Source organism: uncultured Nostoc sp. (assembly GCF_964245445.1).
Lineage (GTDB): Bacteria > Cyanobacteriota > Cyanobacteriia > Cyanobacteriales > Nostocaceae > Nostoc.
Genome location: NZ_CAXTNE010000035.1, coordinates 2,533 through 26,213, shown reverse-complemented (window position 1 = coordinate 26,213; position 23,681 = coordinate 2,533). Strand labels below are relative to the sequence as shown.

Below are 23,681 nucleotides of genomic sequence, written 5' to 3'. Positions count from 1 at the left end.
ACTTACGATTACCGTATCTGTGCAAAAATCTCAAAAGCCTCTTTCCCCCTGCTCCCTGCCCCCTGCCCCCTGCGGTTTTAATGATAAGTCTTTAGCCGGACATGATATGAGCAATCCACAAAACTTACTCAATACTTACAGGAAGAATAAGAAAATTTAATTACCGACCCAATAGCTTAATGCTGTGGTTCGATTTGCTGTTGGAAGTAAGTTCGCAAACTATCTGCCAAAGCTGGAACCTGAACAGCGCGGCGCACTAAATTTTCATCGGCTTCACGCACGTAGATTTGCACAATATCGGCAACTGTGACATTGTTTTCATCCCGACTCACCAGTTCAATCTCATCCCCTGCACCAATTTCACCTTCAACGACTACTGAAAAGTAAATGCCACTCAAGCGACTGTTGAGAAACCGTTTGACCATATCATCGCGCCCAAACTTGAGATTGAGCTTGAAGCAGGGAAACCGGGGCTGCGTCACCATCACAATAGCCGTGCCAATACGAAAGCGATCGCCAATATTCACTTTTGTTTCCAATAAGCCTTCAATTGTTAGGTTTTCCCCAAATGCACCCCAAGGCAAGTCCTCATCTGGTAACTCCTGCCGCCAGTAAGCGTAATGCTCCATTGGATAAGCGTAAACCGCTTTCTCGACACCCCCGTGAACGGTCAAATCTGCCTGTCGATCTCCATCTAGATTGAGCGATCGCAGCATTACTCGTCTATTCACAGGCTGCTTAAAAATGCTAGTTGTCACAGACTTTTTCTTCCAAGTCACTTCACGCGGCAGTCCAAGGCAAACAGAAATCAATTTCATAGACCATCCTCAATAGATAGTACTTGGGAGCAGACGAAGCCCATTTAGATTTTGGATTAGGAAATTCAATATTTTCTTCAATTGGCAATGTAAAATTCGGGCATTGTTTGACTCTATAAGTATCCTATAGGGGCACTGATAGAAGAGACAATCCAAAGTGAACCAATGTGATAATTCTCTACACTATTCAATTTGCTGTCTAAGGGATGGCGACATAATCATTAGTCCTCGGACAACTTCTTCAGGAGTAGCCGTGCCATCAATTACCTTTGGTATAATCGCTATCACTTCCAAAGCCAGGTTCATAGGAATTCCACTTGCTTCTAACCGCTTCAATTCCAAAATGTCAATGCCTGCTGCCAATCCATCTAAATACTCTTCTACACTCACTCCCAAGTTTTCAATTTTCGACATGGGTATAATTGGTTTTTTGTTTGATTTTTATATTCAAGCATCAATATGTTCTTGTTGGGGGCGTAAGCTGTTAATCGTAGCGGTCAAAACTAGGATAATTGCCAAAACTAACACGGTATTTCTGAGCATTGAGTTATTCGAGTGTTTGAGTGCGATCGCCACCAATGCCCAAAGTATTACTCCTGTATAAGCGATGTCTCGACGCTGAATGACTATAACTGCTGCAACTGCTGTTGCTATAAATACCATGACGAGAGTCCAGATTACAGCAGAAATCCCCCAACCGTTCCACCCATGAAAATACAAGGCACACGCTACGTTGACAATGGTCGCCACGCTAATCCAGCCTAGATAAATGCTGATCGGAAAGTGAATACACCATTTTTTCAGCCGAGGTACACGCGATTTGCCAATTTCTAACCGCAAATAAACACCAATCAGGGGCAACAGAATCAAGAGCATTGCAATTACAGAAAGAGCAAAAAGCCGAGACAAAAACAGATACACCCAGATACTTTGAGCAACACAGGCAATAACCAACAGATAACCTGTTTTACGTAAATCAGGCTCATCTCGTTGGTCAGGTAGAGCTTGGTATACTCCAAAAGCAAACAACCCAAGGTAAATCAGCCCCCAGATAGCAAAGGCGTAATTGGCAGGGATAATCAGGACATTTTTAAACAAAGTATTGGAAATTTCTCCTATGCTGAGTCCATTGAGTGGAAAAATATTCGATACTACGTTGATAATAAAAGCACCAAAGATTGCAGCCAAAGTAACAAGCTGCCGCCAAAAATCCCGGTAATTGCCTCTTGTGGACTGCTGCATAAAATGTTAACTCATATCTTTTGTGCTTTTAGCTTACATCTGAAAAAGAGCGACGCATATAAACCACAAGCATATCGAGCAAGTCAATGAGGAACCAGAGCGATCGCTCTCCACCTACCTCAAATTCCTTTTAAGGCATTGCACGAGATAACCCCAGCCACTGCCTGATATTTCCTCTAAGAAAATTAAATAGTAAGGCGCAAGGCAAGCTACGCATATTACAGGCAGCAGATGCTAAATTCGACTTGTGGCAAGACTTTGAACGATTTAACCATTTAGTTGTTAAAAATCATTCATTATGAGCTTCAAAACAGTAGTCTTCTATGGTTCCTACAGGAGCGATCGCCAGGGCATTAAAGCTGCCAGATTCATGATTGATCAGCTTAATCAAAGAAACCAAAAAAGGAAACCCGTTCTAATCAATTCAGGATAAGTATTGAGCGACAGTTATCAACGATGCTTACAAACATTCTCGCCCTTGTCTTTTTTTCATCAGCTATTGCGATCGCATAGCGTGCCTTAAGCGATCACCTGCTGGAAATTATAAACCAGCTCACAGCCAGAAGCTAATGCCACACCAGCAGTTTTTGGCTGTATGTATAGATGCTATTTTAAATCAGTAGATATGCTTAAATACTCAATTGGCTTGTTACTCAATTAATTGAAGTATATACAAATACCTGTATTTAGTTAATTCATCCCGCATTTGTGCAACGCCCCATTACGAATTACGAATTAATCCGCAATACACTTCACCGAAGCTATGATCGGCATGAATCTCAATGACTAGATCAACAACTGTCGCATCTTTTACCAAAGGCTTGATGAATAATTCCGGGTGAAGCGAACGCCAAAAATAATTGACAAATTGCTCTATCTCTGCATTGCTCATCCCCGATTTACCCGCAGCAATCATCTGCTGTTCCGCCTGTTTGCGCCACTCCAAAGAACAGCGATAATCAGTTGGATAGAGCAAAATTAAGCTGTCTAATCGCTCCCACAGTGGTAAATAATCGTGGAGGCGACGATTGATATCACGGGCAAATGCTTTATCTTCATCTGTGACAATTGGCGGCGGTGCAGTCTCAAATACATCTGTATTAATTGGTCGCACGCCCACAAACCAACCTTCAAATAGTACAATATCTACATCTGTGACAATTTCTGAAGTAGTGCGATCGCCAGCACCTCCAAAAGCAGATTTATCAAAGCGGGGAACCATAACAGGACTTTGCAACTGGCGGATTTGGTCTAGTACATTTAAACCTAAATCTACATCGTGGGTTCCTGGTGGGCCGCGCCAAATCAAGCGGGGATCTTGCTGTGTTAAAACCAAGCGATCGCTGTAAGTTTTATATAAGTCATCCAAAGATAAACTCACAGTCCGGTATCCCAAGTGATCGAGAATCAAGCTGAGAACCTTGGACATTGTGGTTTTACCAGTGCCTTGTCCTCCCAATATTCCTTGAATAAGAGGGCGTTTTAACTGTTGGCGGTGCGATGCTAGCTTGATTCCCAAAGGCAGCCACAAGTCCCACAACACCTGTAACATTTCCTTGGGTTCGATTTGAAAAGTAGTTTGGCAGAATTGGTTAAAAGCTGGTAAGACAGATTTTAGTAAATGCGATCGCTTTTCTATCATCTCATCGACATTTTCCGGCGTGATTCCAAAAGCTTTTGCCCTCAATACATCTGCTAACGCCGCTTCTCTTGCTGACTGCTTCTTTATCTCCCTCATTTCCCACCTTACGATCCCAGCTTAAAGGCTTCGAGAAACAGTCCGTAGATGAAACCAACTTTGAGGAGATTTAGTGAATCTACTAAGAGCGTTCGCTTTTCCAAAAAGCTGCGATGATAAAATATCCTACTGGTAATTTCCGTCAATATTACTAAAAAAGCAGCTACCACAATGTCTAATTCTGCTCGTTGACCGGCTGTAGTGGAAGCTACGTTTGCCAGAAAAAAACCGAACAAAAAACTAATGATCAGCAACGATAGCCGTCGCCAAGGATTTAAAAACCATTGCCCCAAGCGTGTAGCAATGGCATCGAATAAGTTATTGAGACGAGTGTTTTGCATCACATAGACTTCTGGGAAAAGTCAAGATATCTTGAAATATCCTATATTCAAAAGAGGATATTGGTTTTAGCTCAGCTTGTTTGTTAATATTATAAATATCTGCTGGGCTTCCAGCGTTGATTCAAATTTGCACATTATATCATCTTTAGAGAAGTTTAGTCCGTTAAAAGGCTGCTTATTTTAACGCAAGATGAAATATGCATCTTAGATTTATCTAAGGGTTTGGCAAAAAACGTCTTGTTAGGATCGCTAGTACCGCAAAGCGGAAGTCAACCCCAAGTCTTGGAGGCGCTGTTCGCGTTCGGGTAAGTCAAAAGTCAAAAGACTGCGATTTTAGGCTTTTTGGCTGTAATAAAACGGTAGGTTTATTTATGCCGACCTGTACTAGTGGTTTCACGAAAGTTTTATTTTTCTTTATACAAATGAATTGGCTGGCTCGGTATCTAATTTTCTTGTTTTTATGCAAGCCTACCGTCAAGACACAAAGCAATGGGTATCTTTGCCCCTTGTTTGTTAGACATCCAGGAAATTATTTCCTCCGAATATTGTCTAATCAGAATGATAATTATAATACATTAGTATCATTTTTTAGGAAAGTCTATATTAGACTACCTTCTATGATTGCCTTTTGGGATAATAGGCTACTATTTGGTCAAGCCTAAACAAAATATTTATTTCTAATAACTATCAATATGAAATCCTCAGTATATCGTAACCTGGGTATTACAGTTTTTTGCTTGGGACTGCTTGCTGCTCTGGTGGGATGCTTTGGAGTGAGCGTATCCCTTGAGTCCACACCAGATACATCTTCACAACCGCCAACTGAAACTACTCAGTGGGAGACGGCTTCCTCTACACCCGTTTCACCTGAAAAGGGTGTTTCCGCTAGTCTATCAACTCCAGCAACTACCTCAACCAATCAAGTAGAACATAATAATATTGAAGAGAATACTTATCCTGTCTTGGCAGAGCGTGATAAATCAGCTAGCAAAAGTAAGGATCAAGGAACTTTGCGAATGAGCAATCAAACAAATCAGCCTGTACGGTTGGCTCTACTGGCGCGACAGTCGCTCGCAAAAGGCTCTGGGACTAAACAGGCTAACTATGATGTACCGGCACATTGGGATTTTGCTCCCCAAGAAGGTAGTGAAAAGGGACTGATTTTATCCCTACCTCAGAATAATTTAAAGCTGGAGAAGGGAGATATTTTAGTTGCTTTCGCACAAGATGGTTCCCGTCGTTACTGGGGCCCCTATGTTGTCGGCGAAACTCAATTACCTAAATGGAATGCCCAAAACAGAGAATGGCAACTAGTGCTGAGTCCATAGTCGATATTTAGTAGTACTAGTACGCGACGGCGGAAATAGAGCAACCATTTAGAATCCCTAAAGAGCTTATTCCATAAGACTTTTGAATGCGTGACCGAAGAGGCGGAGGGGCAGGGGGCTCTTAGCTGGGGGAGCAATCCCTGTCCCGAAGCCGTGAAGCGGAGCGGAACATGGGTATCAAGCCCCGCCCTTCCAGGGCGTTCTCGATTGGTCGGCTTCCTTGCTCCTTCCAATCCTCCCCCCTGCTCCCTGCTCCCTGCTCCCCTGCCTCTTTTGACTTTTGAGCGCCAGTTGCTAAAGAGCGGGAACGCTAAGAGCGTAGCAATATCTCCGTAGGGGTACAAGTCGGCACCGCAAGGGCGCACTGGCTCCTTTTGACTTCTGCCTTGCGGTACTAGTGTATTGGAGAAGTTTCTTTGGCGACTTAGAACAACTGGCGTTACTGAACAGGAAAAAGTGTAATATTGTTGAATTCAAAACTCCGAAGAACAAAAGATAGATAATCAACGACTATTGAGTAGTGATTGTTGACTATTGACTAATGAGCATGAAATTGAGTGTTAAGCACACTGTTGATCAGTGGTTCAACAAAATAACAAAGAATCCAGCCCGTGGTGTAACTGTGTCGATTTTGTGGTTGATATTGATTGGCTGGATAGCTTTTGGGTGGAATTTGGGCAATATTGGTTTAATTGATGAGACAGAGCCGTTGTTTGCCGAAGCTTCCCGTCAGATGTTCGTCACAGGTGATTGGATTACCCCATTTTTCAATGGTGACACTCGTTTCGATAAACCTGCTTTAATTTACTGGTGTCAGGCGATCGCTTATGCAATTGTAGGGGTAAATGAGTGGGCAGTACGCCTTCCTTCAGCGATCGCAGCCTTCGCCTTAATTTGTTTAGTTTTTTATACCATACAGTGGTATTTCGCTAAACAAGACGAATTAGAGCAAGTTTTGCGTCCTACTCGCCGCTACAAAACATCTTTTATAGCAGCAGCGCTCATGGCACTCAATCCCGAAACTATTATTTGGGCGAGAACTGGTGTCTCTGATATGCTGCTCACCGGATGTATGGCATCAGCTTTGTTATGTTTCTTTCTAGGCTATGCAGGGAAGGGAGGGAGCAGGGAGCAAGGGGGTAGGAAGCAGGGAGCAGGGAGCAGGGAGCAGGGGGAAAATTCCTCTTCTCTGCCCCCTGCCTTTTCTACCCCATTCCCTAATAAGTGGTATTTAGCTTTTTACGTGCTGATTGCTGGCGCAATTTTGACTAAAGGCCCAGTGGGAATTGTTTTACCAGGGCTAATTGTTGCTGTATTTTTGCTTTACGTAGGAAAATTTCGAGAGGTGTTGCGGGAAATGCGCCTTCTCGTGGGTATATTGATAATTTTAGGTTTATCAGTGCCCTGGTATGCTTTAGTAATTTGGCGCAATGGCTGGAATTATGTTAATGCCTTTTTTGGTTATCACAACCTAGAACGCTTTACAGAAGTCGTTAATGGTCACTCAGCACCTTGGTATTTTTACTTTTTAGTAGTGCTGCTGGGTTTTGCGCCCTACTCAGTGTATTTACCACTCTCTATAGTAAGATTAAAGTTTTGGCAGCGATCGCACTGGCGATCCCTTGAACGTTTTCAGCAATTCGGTTTATTCGCCTGGTTCTGGTTTGCTAGCATCTTTGGCTTTTTCACCGTTGCTGTTACCAAACTCCCTAGCTACGTGTTGCCCTTAATGCCAGCAGCAGCAATCTTGGTAGCCTTGTTGTGGAGTGACTTTTTCCAGGATACAGAGGCGAGGCAAACAATTCCTGTTTCCTCCTCTCCCACTCCTCCCATCTCTCCCTCTTTTCTCCGAGTCAGTGGTTGGGTGAATGTAGTATTTTTATCAGTTCTGGCAACAGCACTGTTTAACATAATCCACATATTAGGTACTGATCCAGCTATAAGCAATTTCCACGAACTAATTCAACGAACTGGTTTACCAGTAATAGCCGGGATAATGTGGCTGATTTGTGCCGTTTTAGTTGCGGGTTTATTACTAAGTCGCCAATGGAACCAGGTTATCGGTATTAATTTAATAGGATTTGTGGCGTTTTTAATTTTTGTCTTAACGCCTGCTTCGTTCTTTATTGATCGAGAACGTCAATTACCCTTAAGAGAGTTGTCTGCGGTCATTCTAGAAGCAAAACAACCAAATGAAGAATTGATCATGCTTGGCTTCAAAAAGCCTAGTGTGGTATTTTACAGCCACATTCATGTAAATTATCTAGGACTTCCCCAAGAGGCTATAAACCATATCAAAAACCAGGCTGCCAAAGGACTAAAACCTGCCTCAGTGCTGCTGTTGGCTGAACAGAAAAAGTTTTTACAAATGGACTTACAGCCAGATGATTACAAGAATTTATCAACCAAGGGTGCTTATAACTTGGTTCGAGTTCCTTTTAAGAAAAAGAAAAGTGAAAAAATGGATATTTCATAATTAGGCATTGGGAATAGGAAATAATAGTACTTCTTCTCCTTCTCCTTATTCCCCACTCCCCATTCCCATCAACATTTGTCATTGTAACCGTTGACAGCTAAAGCGTGATTGATTTGGTTTAATAGGTCTTCCATTGATATTGATCGCGGTAATATTTGGGTAGCGATCGCACCAACAACAGTTTCTATCGATTCCAAACAATTCTTCTTCTGTTTGTCAATTTCCTTGTAAGCTACCCCAGACTGGAAACTGGTTTCTGGATGATTTAATCGCTGATTCAGTACTAAAATTGGTGGTAACTTGTCAGGCGAATCTCCTAATGTTTTCAGTGCTTTTAGCACGTCTTTGTGGATAGGAGATTCTCCTAAACAAATTAGCAGTAAGTCAACGCTTTGGTGGCGAATTTGTTGTAACACTTCTGCCCAACAGGGACTCATCGCCGCTTTGAAACCTGCTGTTTGTAGGTACTGAATTAAAGCTTGGAACCACTCAGACCCCCGTTCAGCAGTTTCACTGCTAATTGAGCAATTTTTTGCTGTCCGAGAACCCTTAACTTGCTTGCGTCTTATCTGTGGTAAATCACGCAGCATTGTCAAATCCACTACCAAGATGTTAGCAGGACAGCAAACACCAGAAGCAATTTCCAATACTGATAGTAAGGCATCTGTTTTCTCTGTGCGACTGCTGTTGTCCTTAGCAAATGGTGTTAAGTAAGGAAATACAGATAATTCTGGTATTTTAGAAGCTATTAGAGTAGTTGCAACATCGCAAGTCACTAGTGGTATAGCCGCCAAACGTGGGTGCTGAATTAGTTCTTGCAGATAAATTTGGGCGGTGGTACTCTCGACATCTAGCAAAATAACATCAAACTGCCATACCCGCGCCAAAAGTTCTGCTTGATCTAAGTCATCTACTTCAATCACCCGGTGTTCTCGAAGTGAGGGGTGGGGATTAACCGATTCCAACTGGGGATTCACCAACCTGAGAATTCGCAGTGGGGTTTTAGTTGGAACAATTGCGCTGTTGTTTAACCCTTGCGACAAAACTGCTGGTGAAGTACATAATTTTTCGAGAACTGGTGCTAAAAGGTGATTCTCCACTGGCAAGCTTAAGAAACCATCGGCTCGGTTAGCAAATGCTTGCTCCTTTTCGGCTCCTGTTGCAGTCACAATTACAGATATATGACGGGTTGCGGTGTCAGATTTCAGTAAAGTCAGCACATCCCAGCCTGATAGTAGAGGTAGCAACGGATTCAAAAATATCGCTATTGGTTGCAAGCGCCGAGCTTTTTCCACTGCTTCTGTCCCCGATCGCGCAATCACTACCCGATATCCTAAACCTTTAAGTTGTTCGGTCAAGTCTTCAATATATCGGGCTACTGCCTCGACTACTAAGACCAACCGTTGGGAACTCGCAAGATGATGCTGTGTGGGCGTACTAACATGCTGACGAGTGGCGGCTGAGTTTTCCCGTGTCGATTGGTGTCGTGTTTCTTCCTCTTCTTTGATTCCCATATCTGGTTCCAAAAAGCCTGTTTTCGGGGGACTGGGCGGCAGAAGTAGTGTAAACTGGCTACCTTTTCCTTCACGCGATAAGAAGCTAACATCTCCTCCGTGGAGACGAGCCAAAGCCCGAGTTAATACCAGCCCCAAACCAGTGCCTTCAAATTGGCGAGTCAGGGGATTTTCTAGTTGTTGGAATTTTTGAAAGATTAAGTGTTGCTGGTGTTCAGGAATCCCAATACCTGTATCCCAAACAGTAAAGGCAATCCATCCTTCCCAACGACTCACCCGTAGCCCAATTTCACCAGATATTTCGGTGAATTTAAAGGCGTTGGAAAGTAGGTGTACTAGCATCTGGCGCAAGCGTAATTCATCTGCCACTATCTGGTCTAAGCCTAGTTCAATGGAAAGGCAGAATAGGGGAGCAGATGAACGGGCGTTTTGAGTTGGCGAGGCGGATGTAGTTTTGGAAATTTGAGTGTGGATGGCTTTAGCATCTGATAAGGCGCGATCGCACACAGCCTGAATTTTCACCGGAGTCAGCGTCAAATCCATTTGTCCCGTTTCCATGCGGGTCAAATCTAAAATGTCATTAACCACACTCATTAGGTGGCGTCCACTTTGATGGATCAGCCCCGCATAACGGGCTTGACGTTCGTTAAGTTCTCCCAACTGCTGATCCACCAGCAACCGCGATAATCCTAAAACGGCAGTTAGGGGAGTTTTAAGTTCATGACTAATACAAGCTAAAAATTCATCTTTCAACCGATTTAGTTGAATTAAATCGGCATTCTTTGCAGCTAATTCTTTGCAAAGCTGCTGCTGTTCAGTCACATCAGTAGCTAAAACTAACCACAAATCCTCGCTGAGTGCAACCTCAGCTTCAGCACTCATGACTTTAAACTCAGGACTATCTAAAGGAATTTTGGCAAACTGCCAGATTCGCTCCTGACCATTTTGCACTTCGACAACGCAAGTACAAGTACCTACTTGACTATCTAAATAGCAGCGACTGTATACAGGATCTGGTGATGCTTCTTGCTGGGTCAGTTCCTCTTCACCATCATGCTCATTCTCCCTACCATTGGGATAAACCTTGATTGCTCGTTGGCTAGCATATTCTGGTTTTTCGGAGCGGTTGGGGACAAGTATTGCCTCCACCTGTTGCCTAACTCCTTCTGGATCTTTCAAGGCTCCTAATTGCTCCCACCAGGCAGGATTTCGTGCTACCACCTGGCCAGTACCCGTTTGCAACATCAAAGGCCAAGGCAGTCTTTCCAGCAACTGTACCAGTGGCTGGTGTCCCAAGTCCTTGGGTTCATTTGGCGGCTGCTCACCAGACCACCTCTCGATACCTGAACTTTGTAACCCAGCCATGCGTTCTTTAGCCAGCGATCGCAACAGACGCGGACTATCTAGCAGCCCCAAATATTGACCATCAGAGTCAATCAGCGCCCAGTCTAAGTTCTGCTGTTTTTCGGCTTGTGCATGACTCAAGTGTAAGCCTAATTGCTCTACACGCTCAGAAGCTGATATTGTCTGTATTGGCTCAATTATATCTTGACCCCAGATAGAGAGTGATTGATGTAAATTTAGATTTTTATCGTCACTATGTGCTAATAATTTTTGGATTAAACGGGCAGAATACAGCAATCCGATGGGGGATTGCTGTTGATTCACTACTACCAAGCGATCGCACTGCTCTTGCTCAAAAATCTCCAACACCACTGCTAGAGAACTTGTTTGGGGGCAGCTAGGTACGGTTGCCTGAAAGTCATAAAGCGGGTAATCTAGCATTAACATAGGGCTTTTGGGGTCATTCTTCCTGTGGAACCCTCCGGCATTTCCATCTGCCAAATGTTGATGGTGTTTTCGCCTGAAGCCATATCCTCTAAGAAGACTCATATAAGCAACTCTGGTTATTTCAACGCCATTAAAAAAACGGGATTTTCCCTCACGGGCACTTTTGCGTACTTGATATTTTTCCAAGAGGCGACGTTTCTAAGTTCTAGCAACTAGCCTCCCCAGTGTCCTACTGGTATTTAAACTCCTCATCGATAGCGACAGCTAAAACAATTATGGCCCCAAAGAATCGCTTTAGAACCTTGAGGAATTATAATGATTTAGAATGGGACAATCCTTTAAGTTCGTTTAAGTATCTTATCAAGGAGCAAAATCAAAAAATCTATCTATTTACATACATAAATATGCAAATAATAAATTAGCTACTGTGTCTTGCTATGCCGACAGATACCTCATCATCAAAGACTTACTAAGTTTAATTACTCAGTTGTTGCACTAAGTTGTTGAGTAGCTAGGGGCCGCAAGGCGGAAGTCAAAAGGCAAAAGGCAAAAGTCAAAAGTCAAAATTGTATGTCGAGGCTTTTGCAAGTTTTAAAATGGTAGCTTGATTTACGCCGCACTGTACTAGCACTAACTGCTAACATAGAGCATTGTTTTGGGGTGGAATTACCAGTTTACTGCACACCTAGTATTCCCTTAGAAGCGTTAGCCAAAGTTATCAGCCCACGTTTCTTGGTCAGGGCGATCAAGGAGATAGATTTAAGAATAAATGTTATTACCGATATTGATTCTGCAACCTGATGTTAACAAATGTTTAGATAATCTAGTTGATTTACACAACCAAAAAGGTTTGAGCCGATGGGTGTGGAAAGTTATTGACGCGATTATTGCCCAATTTTGCTATCTACCCCTTGTTGCAACTACCTCTGGAAAAATTAACTATTTACCAAATTTGCTGCAACAAAATTTAAATCAAGCATACACAGACAAGTATATCTATGTATTTGCTAGTCATATCCAAAAAAGCCAACAGCTTTTCCAGGAGATGACTCCAGCAGAAAGACAAGGGTTATTAAGACACCTTAAATCAGATTACAGCTTGATTCTTATAAACTATTTTACCACAGATAAAACACTCAAAGAAAAAATTGATAAATTTATCAATACTATATTTTATGCGAATATTCCTGTGCCCCAAATCATCGAAATTCACATGGAGATAATTGAAGAATTTTCTAACCAGCTAAAATTAGAAGGAAGGAGCAATGAAGCGTTACTTGATTATCGTCTTACGTTGATAGATATCCTGGCTCACCTATGCGAACTCTATAGAAGTTCGATTTCTAGATAAATTAAAATTATCAATGTTGAACTTAGCACAAGCTACCTCAGTTAATCATCCACAATGTGTAAACAAATATTGTATTTATATTCTCATGACTAGCTTGTATGTATATGGATAAAGCCAGAAAAACCTACGTTCTCAAACTTTACGTAGCAGGGAATACCCCTAATTCAGTCCGGGCATTAAAAACACTCAAAAATATTTTAGAGCAGGAGTTTAAAGGTGTTTATGCTTTAAAAGTGATCGATGTACTGAAAAGCCCGCAACTGGCAGAAGAAGATAAAATATTGGCGACGCCAACATTATCTAAAATTTTGCCTCCACCCGTTCGCAAAATTATCGGGGATCTTTCAGATAGGGAGAGAGTATTAATCGGATTAGATTTGCTCTATGAAGAACTGAGTGAAGGAGATTTTGAAGAGGAAAATAATTAATGAAGGAGCCAGAATACAGAATAGAGAATTCAGAATTCTCTACCTATAAAGGGATAGAGTTTTAAGGTGAGAATATTTAATACTAGTTTCGCCCAATACGAGCGAAAGCGCGTAGCGGGACTGAGTAAGGTTTTAAGCAATATTCAGATGCTCTCTACGAGACGCGCAAGGAACGCGGTATCACCCAATAGTACAGACAAAATTCTTACTGAATTCTGACCGGAGGCGGAGCGTCTCCGGCTCCGCTCCTGAGTTCTGAATTTTTTTTATAAAAAACAGTTTTTAATACCCTTTTGTTATCAAGCAATGAGTGAAACCGAGCAAGTAAAACCAAAAAACACACCAAAAATTGGGGGTGTAGAAAAAATTCGCACGATGATCGAAGGGTTTGACGATATTAGTCATGGTGGTTTACCAATTGGTAGAACTACCTTGATTAGTGGCACTTCCGGTACAGGCAAAACTTTATTCTCTCTTCAGTTTCTCTATAATGGCATCACTTACTTTGACGAAGCAGGAGTATTTGTTACTTTTGAAGAATCACCCAGTGATATTATTAAAAACGCTCATGTTTTTGGGTGGAACCTGCCACGCCTAATTGAGGAAGGCAAGTTGTTTATTCTCGATGCATCTCCCGATCCTGAAGGACAAGATATAGTTGGTAATTTTGACCTGTCTGCACTAATTGAGCGATTGCAATATGCTATTCGCAAATACAAAGCTAAACGAGTTTCAATCGACTCAATAACAGCAGTATTTCAGCAGTATGAAGCGATGGGAGTAGTCCGGCGCGAGATTTTCCGCTTAGTAGCTCGTCTCAAACTACTTAATGTCACCACTATTATTACAACTGAACGTAGCGAAGAATATGGCCCTGTCGCCTCTTTTGGGGTGGAAGAATTTGTTTCCGATAATGTAGTAATTGTTCGCAACGTTTTAGAAGGAGAACGCCGCCGTCGCACAACTGAAATCCTCAAGTTGCGCGGCACAACTCACATGAAAGGCGAGTATCCTTTCACGATTACTAATGAAGGGGTTAACATCTTCCCACTTGGAGCAATGCGCTTGACTCAACGATCTTCTAATGTCAGGGTATCTTCTGGAGTCAAAATTTTAGATGAAATGTGCGGTGGTGGTTTCTTTAAAGATTCAATTATTTTGGCAACAGGAGCCACAGGGACTGGTAAAACCCTGTTAGTAAGTAAGTTTATTCAAGATGGCTGCCTGAATGGAGAACAAGCAATATTATTTGCTTACGAAGAATCACGCGCCCAACTATCTCGTAATGCTTCCTCTTGGGGAATTGATTTTGAAGAATTAGAACATCAAGGTTTACTCAAAATAATTTGTACTTATCCTGAATCAACTGGTTTAGAAGACCACTTACAAATTATTAAATCAGAAATTGCTGTATTCAAACCAGCCCGGATCGCCATTGACTCGCTATCAGCATTAGCTAGAGGAGTCAGCAATAATGCATTTCGGCAGTTTGTAATTGGTGTGACCGGTTATGCTAAACAAGAAGAAATTACTGGTTTCTTTACTAACACAACTGACCAATTTCTGGGAGCGCATTCCATTACTGACTCTCATATTTCCACGATTACCGATACAATTCTCATGCTACAGTACGTAGAAATTCGTGGAGAAATGTCGCGGGCAATTAACGTATTTAAAATGCGCGGTTCCTGGCATGATAAGGGCATTCGTGAGTATAATATCACTGCGGATGGTCCCGATATTAAAGATTCTTTCCGAAACTACGAACGGATTATTAGCGGTGCTCCTACTCGCGTTAGTATCGATGAAAAGGCGGAACTTTCTCGCATTGTTAGACGTTTTGAAGACAAACAGAGTTCCGAACCCTAAATTTAGTATCGTAGTATATTCTTTCCTAAATTTAGTATCGTGCTATATTCTGTGGTGAAGAAAGGTTTTCTGCCGCTAGATTGATTTTCGTGTGAGGGATGCGGTGAAAGGACAGCAATTATTCCATAGCTTATTGCCTGGTGTGACAGCAGCAGTCTTAACAACTCAGCCGACTTGGGCTGGTACTGTAAAACTAACTGGGGTACGGCTGGCCTCTTCTCCTAGTGTTTTGACTTCTACTTATGGTCAAGACTTAGTTGGGGGCATTGTGAATACGCAACTGCACTACGGTGCAAATGTTAGTGTTCCAACCCTAGTACCTGCTTTCGGTTTCACTAAACTTAGTATGAAGCCTTTAAGTAATAACAGTATTCCAGTGTTTACGGCTGAAAATACTGTTGTGCCAATAAAACAAGTACTAAAGAAAGATAAAGGTAGATTTTTCAGTTTGACAGCTACCTCTAATGCTTCCCAACAGCTTGCTGTCAGCCGTTCTGCTCAAAATAACCAAAAAAACAGTAATTCAAGCGCTTATGGGCAGGCATCAAAGAGCATAGTAGTTCCCAACTACACTTCAAAACCCTCTTCTGTCCAAAAAGAAATTTTGTCCCTGTCTTCTGCACAGCAGCCAGTGGTTCAAAAAATAAATACTGTTACTCAGTCGCAGACATTTTTACAAACTTCAGCTATAGGTGTAGGATCAGCAAAACTGTTGTCAGCGCAACAATGTCCACAGGGGTTAGGGAAAAGCAAAACTGATTCCTCAGCTGCTTTGCTACTAATTTCAAGTACCTGCTCACAACAAAATGCTGTTGGCTTACGCATTGCTCAGAGTAATACCCCGATTCCGACAGATTCGACGCCAACTCCCACTGCACCGGAAACTATAACTCCTACACCAGAGGGTTCAGTGCAACCTCCCACAGTGCCAGAAACCATAATTCCTGTACCAGGGGGTTCAGTGCAACCTTCCACAGTGCCAGAAACCATAATTCCTGTACCAGGGGGTTCAGTGCAACCTTCCACAGTGCCGAGAACCATAACTCCTGCGCCGTCAGGATCGGTGCAAATTCCACAAAACCTGATTCCTAGCTCAAATCCCCTGCAATTTCCCACCAAACCGGAGGAAGTGAGACTTCAAGGAAATCAGCCGATTAGTTTAGCACAGGCTCTAGAGCTAGCACGGCGCAATAATCGGGATTTACAGGTGTCTCTATTGGAGCTAGAACGCAATCGAGCGGTTCTACGCGAGGCGCAAGCTGCTTTGTTGCCTACTCTGGGAATTAGCACGGATCTTACTCGTAGTCAGTCTGCTAGTAGTCAGCTTCAAGACGAATTAAACGGGCGAAACGGCTTACTCTCTAACCAAGATCAACCCAGTACATCTTTTTCTGGTCAAGCACAACTTTCATATAACATTTATAGTTCTGGGAGAGTACAAGCTAATATCAGAGCGGCTGAAGAACAGGTACGTTACTATGAGTTTGCTGTAGAAACTCAGTCTGAGACAATCCGTCTGAATGTTGCCACTGACTACTACAATCTGCAACAAGCGGATGAACAAGTACGCATTAGTCAGGCTGCTGTGGTGAACTCTGAGGCTAGTTTGCGTGATGCAGAAGCTTTAGAGCGAGCTGGGGTTGGTACGCGGTTTGATGTGTTGCGATCGCAGGTGAATTTAGCAAATGCCCAACAAAATTTGACTAATGCTAGATCGCAGCAGGCAATAGCCCGTCGTCAATTAGCAACTCGGATAAGTTTGCCGCAAGCGATAAATATCAGTGCAGCCGACCCTGTACAATTAGCTGGTCTTTGGAACCCAACGCTAGAACAAAGTATTGTGCTGGCTTATCAAAATCGTCCAGAATTGCAACAGCAGCTAGCACAACGCAATACTTATGAGCAACAGCGTAGGCAAGCTCTTGCGGAGCTAGGCCCTCAAATTAGTTTGGTAGGCAGCTACGATCTGCTAGATCAGTTCAATGATAATGCCAGTGCTACTGATGGTTATTCATTCGGAGTTAGGGCAACCCTAAATGTGTTTGATGGAGGAGCAGCAAGAGCAAGGGCAGATCAATCTAGAGCTAATATCGCGATCGCAGAAACTCAATTTGCCGAACAGCGCAACCAAATTCGCTTTCAGGTAGAACAAGCCTATTCTACCCAGCAATCTAGTTTGGCGAATGTTCAAACCGCTAATACCGCTTTAGAACAAGCTAGAGAAGCTCTACGTTTAGCGCGTTTGCGATTCCAAGCTGGTGTAGGTACTCAAACTGATGTCATTAACTCTGAAAACGACCTCACACAAGCTGAAGGTAATCGAGTTACAGCAATTTTGGATTATAACCGTGCTTTAGCTCAGTTACAACGGTCTGTTACTCTCAGAGCATTACGCTAGTACCGCAAGGCAAAAGTCAAAAGTCACCCATGCTTTAATTTTGGGCTTTCTGGCTGTAATGAAATGGTAGGTTTATTTCCGCGCCCCCTGTACTAGTACTGCTGGCTCATCTCTCAATTAAAAATTCTAAAAGCCTCATTTTTCAATAATTACATTGAAGAATGAGGCTTTTAGGCTATTTTTTAATCAATATCCTTATCCAGCAAGGTTTTGGTAAAATTACCTGTGTTTGCCCTATCCCAATCCCCAATCTTTATTATCTGCTTTGGCTACGAGCTTTAAACCACTCTTCTGCTTTATCCAAGCTATAGAATAATTCGCATCGCAACCAAATAAACGCTTCCCAGCTCCTTTCAAAATTATTCGTTTTAGCAATAGCTATACCCAAGCAATATTTTTCGAGTTCTTTCTTGTGTACACGCAGCCACTCACCCTCTATTTTTTCGCCAGCTTTTGATTTTCGAGGTTTACCATTCACGTATTGAAAAGCAAAGCCTATGCGCTCTTGATGATTGATGAGATTTGTAAAGCGAGTAAGATAATTCTGAGTATCTTGTTCAGTCACTTCCTCACCAATTTTGATTACACAATATGACTGTTCTAGGTTGTCGATGATATTTATCATAGATTTTTGTATCTTACTATTTATGGCAATTTCAGACTTATAGCAACATATTTTGAAAAAGGTAAGTAATACCAATTCTCTAAAATAAGGCAACAAATGTAAGCAGGGATTGCCTTGCTGTATCTAAATTTCTCAGTTGCGTTAGCGCAGCGTAAAGCCTTCTCTTCGAGAGGCAACGCCTTCGGCATAGCAACTCTTAGAGACGCTACCGCGAACGCTTAGAGCGAGTCCGCGAGCGTCATTGCGTAGCTTGCTTCTCGCCTTTGGCGAGTATTGCGAATTGCGAATTGGTATAAGTTGGGCGTTGCTGAATTGCGGTATGAATCCAGATGTAGAGACTAGCAATTGCTAGTCTCTACAAAGATTTTGATATCATGCAGAATCGTTTTCATACATGAAATCAGCAACGCCGTAAGTTGGCACAATAAAACAAGACTTAAAGCCTTTCTCCCCCTGCTTCCTGCCCTTTTCAAGCACAGACGTAGCTACTTATCGATCTACTGGCAATTCCAACATTTGGTGCTAGGAAATTCTCTTTCACCCAGTTGTGGAATCTCTCTAATCGATCTGGAATCCCGTAGTACTGACGCAACAGATTTGCCTTGTGCTTGTTTGTTTACTTCTTGGGCAATAGCGCTTATTGCAATGTAGAACCAAATAGAGCTTGTGGCCAAAAGAATCTTTAATATTTGCTTCAATACCATTTACACCCCTACATCCTGACTTGCTATTACTCTTAATCAAGCAGCAAATAGCTGTTATTTTCTGAGTTTAGTAATGAGCTTATTGAGAATATACATTACAGTAGAGGAAGCCATTGCAAATATTTATCAAGAATTTTTGACAAGATTGTTGGTAAAATCTGTTACTGACTGGATAAAATTTTGGATTTTGCCAAAATGTAGCAAGATATCGCCGGGTGCGTCGGCTTCCTGAAAACAGTCGCCGCTTGCTTTCATAGCGGGAACACTAAACCCGTGCAACGCAGCGCAGTAGCTGAAACTTCCAAGACGGATTTTGGATTCTGAAAGCGCCCGGAAAAACCTATTTGTAACAGGAATTTTGTGAAATGATGTAGCATAACTGAATGTCTGTAGTTTACCGCCGTAGGCATCGCTCACCTTGTCAAAGACTCATGACTAAAGTAACATCTCAAGAAATTGCACAGTTTCGCTCTCAATTGGCAGATGATCCCAGCGATATGGAAGCGCTGGATTTGATTGAAGACTGTGATGGAGATTTAGAAGATGCGGCGATGACGCTAGCTATCCGGGCAGGACAACAACCAGAAAGAGCAAATTCCGAGTGGTTAGATGCCTTAGCTAGAAAATGGCGTGTGGTGATTTGCGAACAAGAATATCGGGAAGATTTGCTTAATAGTTCACCTCAAAAGATGATGGAACATCTAAAAGCAATGCCAACGTTTCCTAAAATTTTGGCAACACCAGTTTTGATTTATGTCCTCAAGCAAGGCGTGAACAATTTTTGTAAGCCACTAGATTCGCTAAAGTGATCGGATCTACATTTAACTTGTGCTAACTTGTGCGATGCCTGCGGCGGGCTACGCCTACGCGGTTTGTAGTTGAGTTCAATACAGCCTAACCCCCAGCCCCTTCCCTGCAAGGGAAGGGGAGTAAGACTCCTAACTTTTAACTCCTAACTCCTAATTCTAAACTCCTACCCAATGCAAGATGATTCGACAAGGACTGATACGCTGTTAATTAAGGCAAAACTTCTATTAGACAAATTGTACAATCAATGAATTACCTTGTTGCCGTATTACCAGACCGTATTCAAGCCGAAGCTGCTTACTTAGCTTTAGAAGAACAAGGCATAAACAGTACTATCCTGGGAAAAGGATATAAAACAGCTGACGAGTTTGGTTTAATTGACCCCAAAGACCAAGCTAAAAAGCAAGCACAACTGATGGCAACCTGGCTGATACCATTCGGCTTTTTTGCAGGTTTTACATTCAGCCTCATCACTGGTTTAGATACTTTTGCCTGGGCGGGTGAAGTTGGCAATCACATCGTTGGCGGACTGCTGGGTGCTGCTAGTGGTGCTATGGGTGGTGTGTTGGTCGGTGGCGGAGTCGGTTTACTCGTAGGTAGTGGTGATGCTTTACCTTATCGCAACCGCTTAGATGCGGGTAAATACTTAGTTGCCGTTCAAGGTTCTGAAACTCTCACTCGGCAAGCAACCCGAATATTACGTCAGTTTGATCCAGAAAATATCCAAGGTTATGCTGACACAAGTACCGTGTAATGAATGAATCATAGTTTACACATCACAACACAGCGACTTGAGTTGCTTCCCTGTTCTTTGGAGGTGGCGCAAGCCGTTGTGACAAGAAATAAACCCCAAGTAGAGAGGCTTTTGGGGGTACGGGTTCCTGATGATTGGTATGCATCTGAGGTGTTAGATATTTTCCCAATGTATGCTCAGATGCTAATAGATGATTCTTTCCAGTTGGGTTGGGGTGTCTGGCTAATGATTCACATTGCTGATTCTACTTTAATTGGCGATTTGGGTTTTCTTGGCAAACCCGATTAGACAGGAACTGTAGAAATGGGTTATAAAGTGCTATCAACTTATCGCCAGCAGGGATTTGCTTTTGAAGCAGTAGAAGCACTGATTAATTTTGCCTTTACTCAGCCAGAACTCAAGAGAATTATCGCTCATTCTCCAGACGATCATGTTGCCTCGATTCGGATTTTGGAAAAACTGGGAATGCAACAAATTGCTAAGGATGAAAACCTGCTCAAATGGGAATTAAAGTTAGAATCAAGATAGTTTTAAATAGGGGAATAAGGAATGGGGCATTGGTAAAAGATTAATGACAAATGACAAATGACTAATGACTAATTCATAATTTTTAAGAATGTTGCCACGAGAAGAACTTTTAAAAGGTGTTGAAAATCGAGATAGTGTAGCTCGTGTAATTGATCAAGCGGAGCAAGCCATCAAAACTTGGGAAGTGGTTTTGACAGATTTTCTGTCTCCGCCAGAATTGGCAGAAATTCAACGGGTGTTTAACCGATTAACAGAAGTGCAATTAGTGGCGTGGGGCGGATATCCGCAAGCTGAACGCCAAAGAATAGCGATCGCTCGTTCAGAACTTCCCTTAGATCAATCTCAAGTCAGCCTTGTAGCTGTAGAAATTGCTGGTAATTTCCTGTTTGATACCGCCTCTCACCGCGACTTTTTAGGCGCAATGTTGGGGACAGGAATTGTTCGTGAAAAGACGGGAGATGTTATTGTCTTGGGAGAACGGGGGGCGCAGGCGATTGTCGCACCAGAACTGGTGGAATTTTTGGAATTGAGTCTTAAACAGGTGCGATCGGTTCCTGTGAAAACTCAGCAAATTGAGGTAACTGAATTAAGGGTTAGGGAACCAAAGAAAAAAGAATTAACTACTGTAGAGGCTTCTTTGCGATTAGATGCGATCGCATCTGCTGGTTTTGGCATGTCCCGCAGCAAAATGGTTGATTTTATTGATGCTGGTGATGTGCGCGTCAATTGGAAGGAAGTTACTCAAGCTAGTTCTCAAGTCAAATCAGGCGACTTAATCGCCATTCGCTCTAAAGGACGTTTAGAAGTTGGGGAAATCGCCGTTACAAAAAAAGACCGTTACCGAGTTCAATTAACAAGATATATCTAATAAGTGAGGATTGGGGAGTGAGGAGTTAAAACAATTCGCAATTCGCAATTCGCAATGACGCTCGCGGACTCGCTAACGCAATTATGTTTTGTGACGGGGATTTAAACCCCGACACAAAACACGTTGCTTGTAGAAATAGGGGACTTAAACCCCCAAAGTTGCTTAAAAGTGAGGAGTTAAAGGTTAATAATTAAAAGTTAGGAGTTTTAAATTCACCACTTTCTTTAACTCCTAACTCCTAACTCCTAAATATACTTAGGATTTAAAGTGTTTTGCTAACATATTCAATAGAAGTTTGCGCGGTACAAGTCGAGATAATTTGCTTCTAATTTGAGTAATAGTATCAGAGCTAATAACAGTAGGATAGCCTTTTTCCAAAGCCTCTAAACATTCCCAAACAACTTTTTCGGAAGAATACACTTTATCTGTACTGCTTGCCAGGGCTGGAGGAAAATGAGCTTCTGCAAAAAAGTTCGTTTCTATTGGCCCTGGACAAGTGACCAAAATACGGACACCATATTGACGATTTTCTGCCCATAGTGCTTCACTAAAGCTGAGAATAAAAGCTTTACTGGCAGCATAAACAGAAAGGTATGGTATAGGTTGAAATGCGGTAATAGAAGATACGTTAATAATACTTCCAGAACGACGTTGCCGCATCAAGGGGAGAAATTTGTGTGTTAAATCTACCAATGCCAAAATGTTTAATTGTACAATTTTGACTTGTCTTTCTCCATCCCCTTCAGCAAAGTCGCCATAGTAACCAAAACCAGCATTGTTGATTAATAAGTCAATGGTTAATCCCTTTTCTTTCGTAACATCAAATATAGCTGCTGCTGCATTAGGTTCTGTGAGGTCTTTAACTATAACCTCTACTTGAATTTTGTGTTGTTCTTCTAGTTCTTTAGCTAATTGGCTTAGTTTCTCTTCGGAACGAGCAACGAGTACAAGATTGGTCTTGCGTGCAGCTAGTTCTTGGGCAAAAGCTTTACCAATACCACTAGAAGCACCAGTAATTAAAGCAGTTGGCATTATACATATTCAGATAGTTTTTAAGTACCATTATAATCTTAGCAATGCTGGCTAAAAGTTTTAACTACCCAAAGTGATATACCTCAAAGGTGAAAAGCATTATTTAGTACTGAAATGAAAGCTGTGACCAAAATAATGATTTTTCTCATGGCGATTCCAATTCAAAATGAAATTGTTAATCACCATTTTTCAGACCAATAAATAATTTCTGAGGCGGAAGTATTAATAGCGACGCCGTAGCTATTTCCATGATTCCACTTGAAGCCAGGTCTACCTTTATCCTCTGTATTTAATACCAATATTTCATAGTTAGGCGGAAAAGATTCTGTATGAGAGTCGCTGGTGTAGAAAAAAGTTGTCGGCACACCATTAGGTTGATTTATGTGATCGTTTGTGTTTCCACCCCTATATTTATGCTTTGCACTACTTCTGTATTGTAAAAGTAATTTTTCTATCTTTTCTGGTTGCTGTTTCAGCCTAATTTGAAAAAAACTACTTCCTTGCGAAAATTCGGGAGAGTAAGCAATGCGAACATCTTTGGCATCAGTAGGAATCTCATTAGGAAAATGTTTTACTTGGTCATTATCAGACCATAGTTGATTACGAATTTCTTTGTAGCGTGATGTATCAGTTATTACTTTAGGTTCCCTAATACTACTAAAATTTCTTCTCAGAAAAAAGCTTCCCCCGACAATACTAAAACTAGCAAGGGCTAATAGAAACTGCGATCGCTTCATCAAGTTGGGTACGTCTAACTTTCATAGTCATATACCCAACTAATAAACTAAATTCGTACTATTGCGGATATCCCATTAGAGATATTAACAGAAACTTTGTGTATCCAAAGGAAATTCGAGATAATTGTAAAATTCCTGTGAAGTTGGTCAATAATTACCTAGTCAAAAACCGTAGGTTCTCCTCGTTGATATCAGTAGTACCTTTGTAGCTAACGAAATCAATTCCACAGCCATCCATTTTTTTTCAATTTTTCCTGATGCAGCAATAAATAAAGCGGATATATAAATAGTAGATGCACCTTAATTAAATCATTGCCCTCAGCTTTTAGTTG

General features: G+C 41.9%; 21 protein-coding genes. 11 read left to right on the top strand and 10 right to left on the bottom strand.

The features are described 5' to 3' along the window. Positions 1–176: 176 nt before the first annotated feature. From ACFE90_RS08915 to ACFE90_RS08895, 5 genes are all read right to left on the bottom strand, one after another. Complete coding sequence (locus tag ACFE90_RS08915; RefSeq protein WP_375499661.1) at positions 177–818, bottom strand: MOSC domain-containing protein; 642 nt, start codon at positions 816–818, stop codon at positions 177–179. Positions 819–1,001: 183 nt separating this feature from the next. Further along, positions 1,002–1,232: a hypothetical protein gene (locus tag ACFE90_RS08910; RefSeq protein WP_375499659.1), complete on the bottom strand. Its 231-nt coding sequence runs from the start codon at positions 1,230–1,232 to the stop codon at positions 1,002–1,004. Positions 1,233–1,265: 33 nt separating this feature from the next. Beyond that, positions 1,266–2,060: a tryptophan-rich sensory protein gene (locus tag ACFE90_RS08905; protein WP_375499657.1), complete on the bottom strand. Its 795-nt coding sequence runs from the start codon at positions 2,058–2,060 to the stop codon at positions 1,266–1,268. 721 nt (positions 2,061–2,781) lie between these two features. After that, the gene (locus ACFE90_RS08900) at positions 2,782–3,798 is read right to left on the bottom strand and encodes a glycerate kinase (protein ID WP_375499655.1); all 1,017 of its coding nucleotides are present in this window, start codon (positions 3,796–3,798) and stop codon (positions 2,782–2,784) included. Positions 3,799–3,806: 8 nt separating this feature from the next. Further along, positions 3,807–4,139, bottom strand: coding sequence for a DUF565 domain-containing protein (locus ACFE90_RS08895; RefSeq protein WP_375499653.1), 333 nt, complete (start codon positions 4,137–4,139; stop codon positions 3,807–3,809). A 692-nt stretch (positions 4,140–4,831) separates the two neighbouring features. On the opposite strand from ACFE90_RS08895, the gene ACFE90_RS08890 reads away from it, so the two are divergent. Both ACFE90_RS08890 and ACFE90_RS08885 read left to right on the top strand, forming a co-directional pair. After that, positions 4,832–5,467, top strand: coding sequence for a hypothetical protein (locus ACFE90_RS08890; RefSeq protein WP_375499651.1), 636 nt, complete (start codon positions 4,832–4,834; stop codon positions 5,465–5,467). Positions 5,468–6,008: 541 nt separating this feature from the next. After that, positions 6,009–7,943, top strand: coding sequence for an ArnT family glycosyltransferase (locus tag ACFE90_RS08885; protein WP_375499649.1), 1,935 nt, complete (start codon positions 6,009–6,011; stop codon positions 7,941–7,943). Between the two features lie 68 nt (positions 7,944–8,011). On the opposite strand, the gene ACFE90_RS08880 is transcribed toward ACFE90_RS08885, so the two are convergent. Then, positions 8,012–11,248, bottom strand: a complete 3,237-nt coding sequence (locus tag ACFE90_RS08880) for an ATP-binding protein (RefSeq protein WP_375499691.1) — start codon at positions 11,246–11,248, stop codon at positions 8,012–8,014. Positions 11,249–12,017: 769 nt separating this feature from the next. Here ACFE90_RS08880 and ACFE90_RS08875 point away from each other — a divergent pair. From ACFE90_RS08875 to ACFE90_RS08860, 4 genes are all read left to right on the top strand, one after another. Further along, the gene (locus ACFE90_RS08875; RefSeq protein ID WP_375499647.1) at positions 12,018–12,599 is read left to right on the top strand and encodes a KaiA family protein; all 582 of its coding nucleotides are present in this window, start codon (positions 12,018–12,020) and stop codon (positions 12,597–12,599) included. A 104-nt stretch (positions 12,600–12,703) separates the two neighbouring features. Next, positions 12,704–13,027, top strand: a complete 324-nt coding sequence (gene kaiB, locus ACFE90_RS08870; RefSeq protein ID WP_109012544.1) for a circadian clock protein KaiB — start codon at positions 12,704–12,706, stop codon at positions 13,025–13,027. 306 nt (positions 13,028–13,333) lie between these two features. After that, a complete protein-coding gene (gene kaiC, locus ACFE90_RS08865; RefSeq protein WP_375499645.1) occupies positions 13,334–14,896 on the top strand; it encodes a circadian clock protein KaiC in 1,563 nt (520 codons plus the stop codon). Positions 14,897–14,999: 103 nt separating this feature from the next. Further along, positions 15,000–17,294, top strand: a complete 2,295-nt coding sequence (locus ACFE90_RS08860; RefSeq protein WP_375499643.1) for a TolC family protein — start codon at positions 15,000–15,002, stop codon at positions 17,292–17,294. A gap of 256 nt (positions 17,295–17,550) precedes the next feature. On the opposite strand, the gene ACFE90_RS08855 is transcribed toward ACFE90_RS08860, so the two are convergent. Continuing rightward, positions 17,551–17,859 carry a hypothetical protein gene (locus ACFE90_RS08855; protein WP_375499641.1) on the bottom strand — a complete coding sequence of 103 codons (309 nt, stop codon included), beginning with the start codon at positions 17,857–17,859 and terminating at the stop codon, positions 17,551–17,553. An 890-nt stretch (positions 17,860–18,749) separates the two neighbouring features. Beyond that, positions 18,750–19,040 carry a hypothetical protein gene (locus tag ACFE90_RS08850; protein WP_375499639.1) on the bottom strand — a complete coding sequence of 97 codons (291 nt, stop codon included), beginning with the start codon at positions 19,038–19,040 and terminating at the stop codon, positions 18,750–18,752. 14 nt (positions 19,041–19,054) lie between these two features. Here ACFE90_RS08850 and ACFE90_RS08845 point away from each other — a divergent pair, with 14 nt between their 5' ends. The 5 genes from ACFE90_RS08845 (at position 19,055) to ACFE90_RS08825 (ending at position 21,580) form a co-directional block, all read left to right on the top strand. Next, positions 19,055–19,432 carry a hypothetical protein gene (locus ACFE90_RS08845; RefSeq protein ID WP_375499637.1) on the top strand — a complete coding sequence of 126 codons (378 nt, stop codon included), beginning with the start codon at positions 19,055–19,057 and terminating at the stop codon, positions 19,430–19,432. Between the two features lie 245 nt (positions 19,433–19,677). Continuing rightward, a complete protein-coding gene (locus ACFE90_RS08840; RefSeq protein WP_375499635.1) occupies positions 19,678–20,184 on the top strand; it encodes a hypothetical protein in 507 nt (168 codons plus the stop codon). A 3-nt stretch (positions 20,185–20,187) separates the two neighbouring features. Beyond that, positions 20,188–20,472 (top strand): hypothetical protein, encoded by a 285-nt coding sequence (locus ACFE90_RS08835; protein WP_375499633.1) that lies wholly within the window; start codon positions 20,188–20,190, stop codon positions 20,470–20,472. A 15-nt stretch (positions 20,473–20,487) separates the two neighbouring features. Further along, a complete protein-coding gene (locus ACFE90_RS08830; protein WP_375499631.1) occupies positions 20,488–20,712 on the top strand; it encodes a GNAT family N-acetyltransferase in 225 nt (74 codons plus the stop codon). A gap of 88 nt (positions 20,713–20,800) precedes the next feature. Next, positions 20,801–21,580, top strand: a complete 780-nt coding sequence (locus ACFE90_RS08825) for a photosystem II S4 domain protein (RefSeq protein WP_375499629.1) — start codon at positions 20,801–20,803, stop codon at positions 21,578–21,580. 255 nt (positions 21,581–21,835) lie between these two features. Here the strand turns inward: ACFE90_RS08825 and ACFE90_RS08820 are convergent, their stop codons facing one another. Together ACFE90_RS08820 and ACFE90_RS08815 are read right to left on the bottom strand one after the other, a co-directional pair. Continuing rightward, on the bottom strand, positions 21,836–22,612 hold the full coding sequence (locus ACFE90_RS08820; RefSeq protein WP_375499627.1) for an SDR family NAD(P)-dependent oxidoreductase: 777 nt from the start codon (positions 22,610–22,612) through the stop codon (positions 21,836–21,838). A 179-nt stretch (positions 22,613–22,791) separates the two neighbouring features. Beyond that, a complete protein-coding gene (locus ACFE90_RS08815) occupies positions 22,792–23,349 on the bottom strand; it encodes a hypothetical protein (protein WP_375499625.1) in 558 nt (185 codons plus the stop codon). Positions 23,350–23,681: the final 332 nt, after the last annotated feature.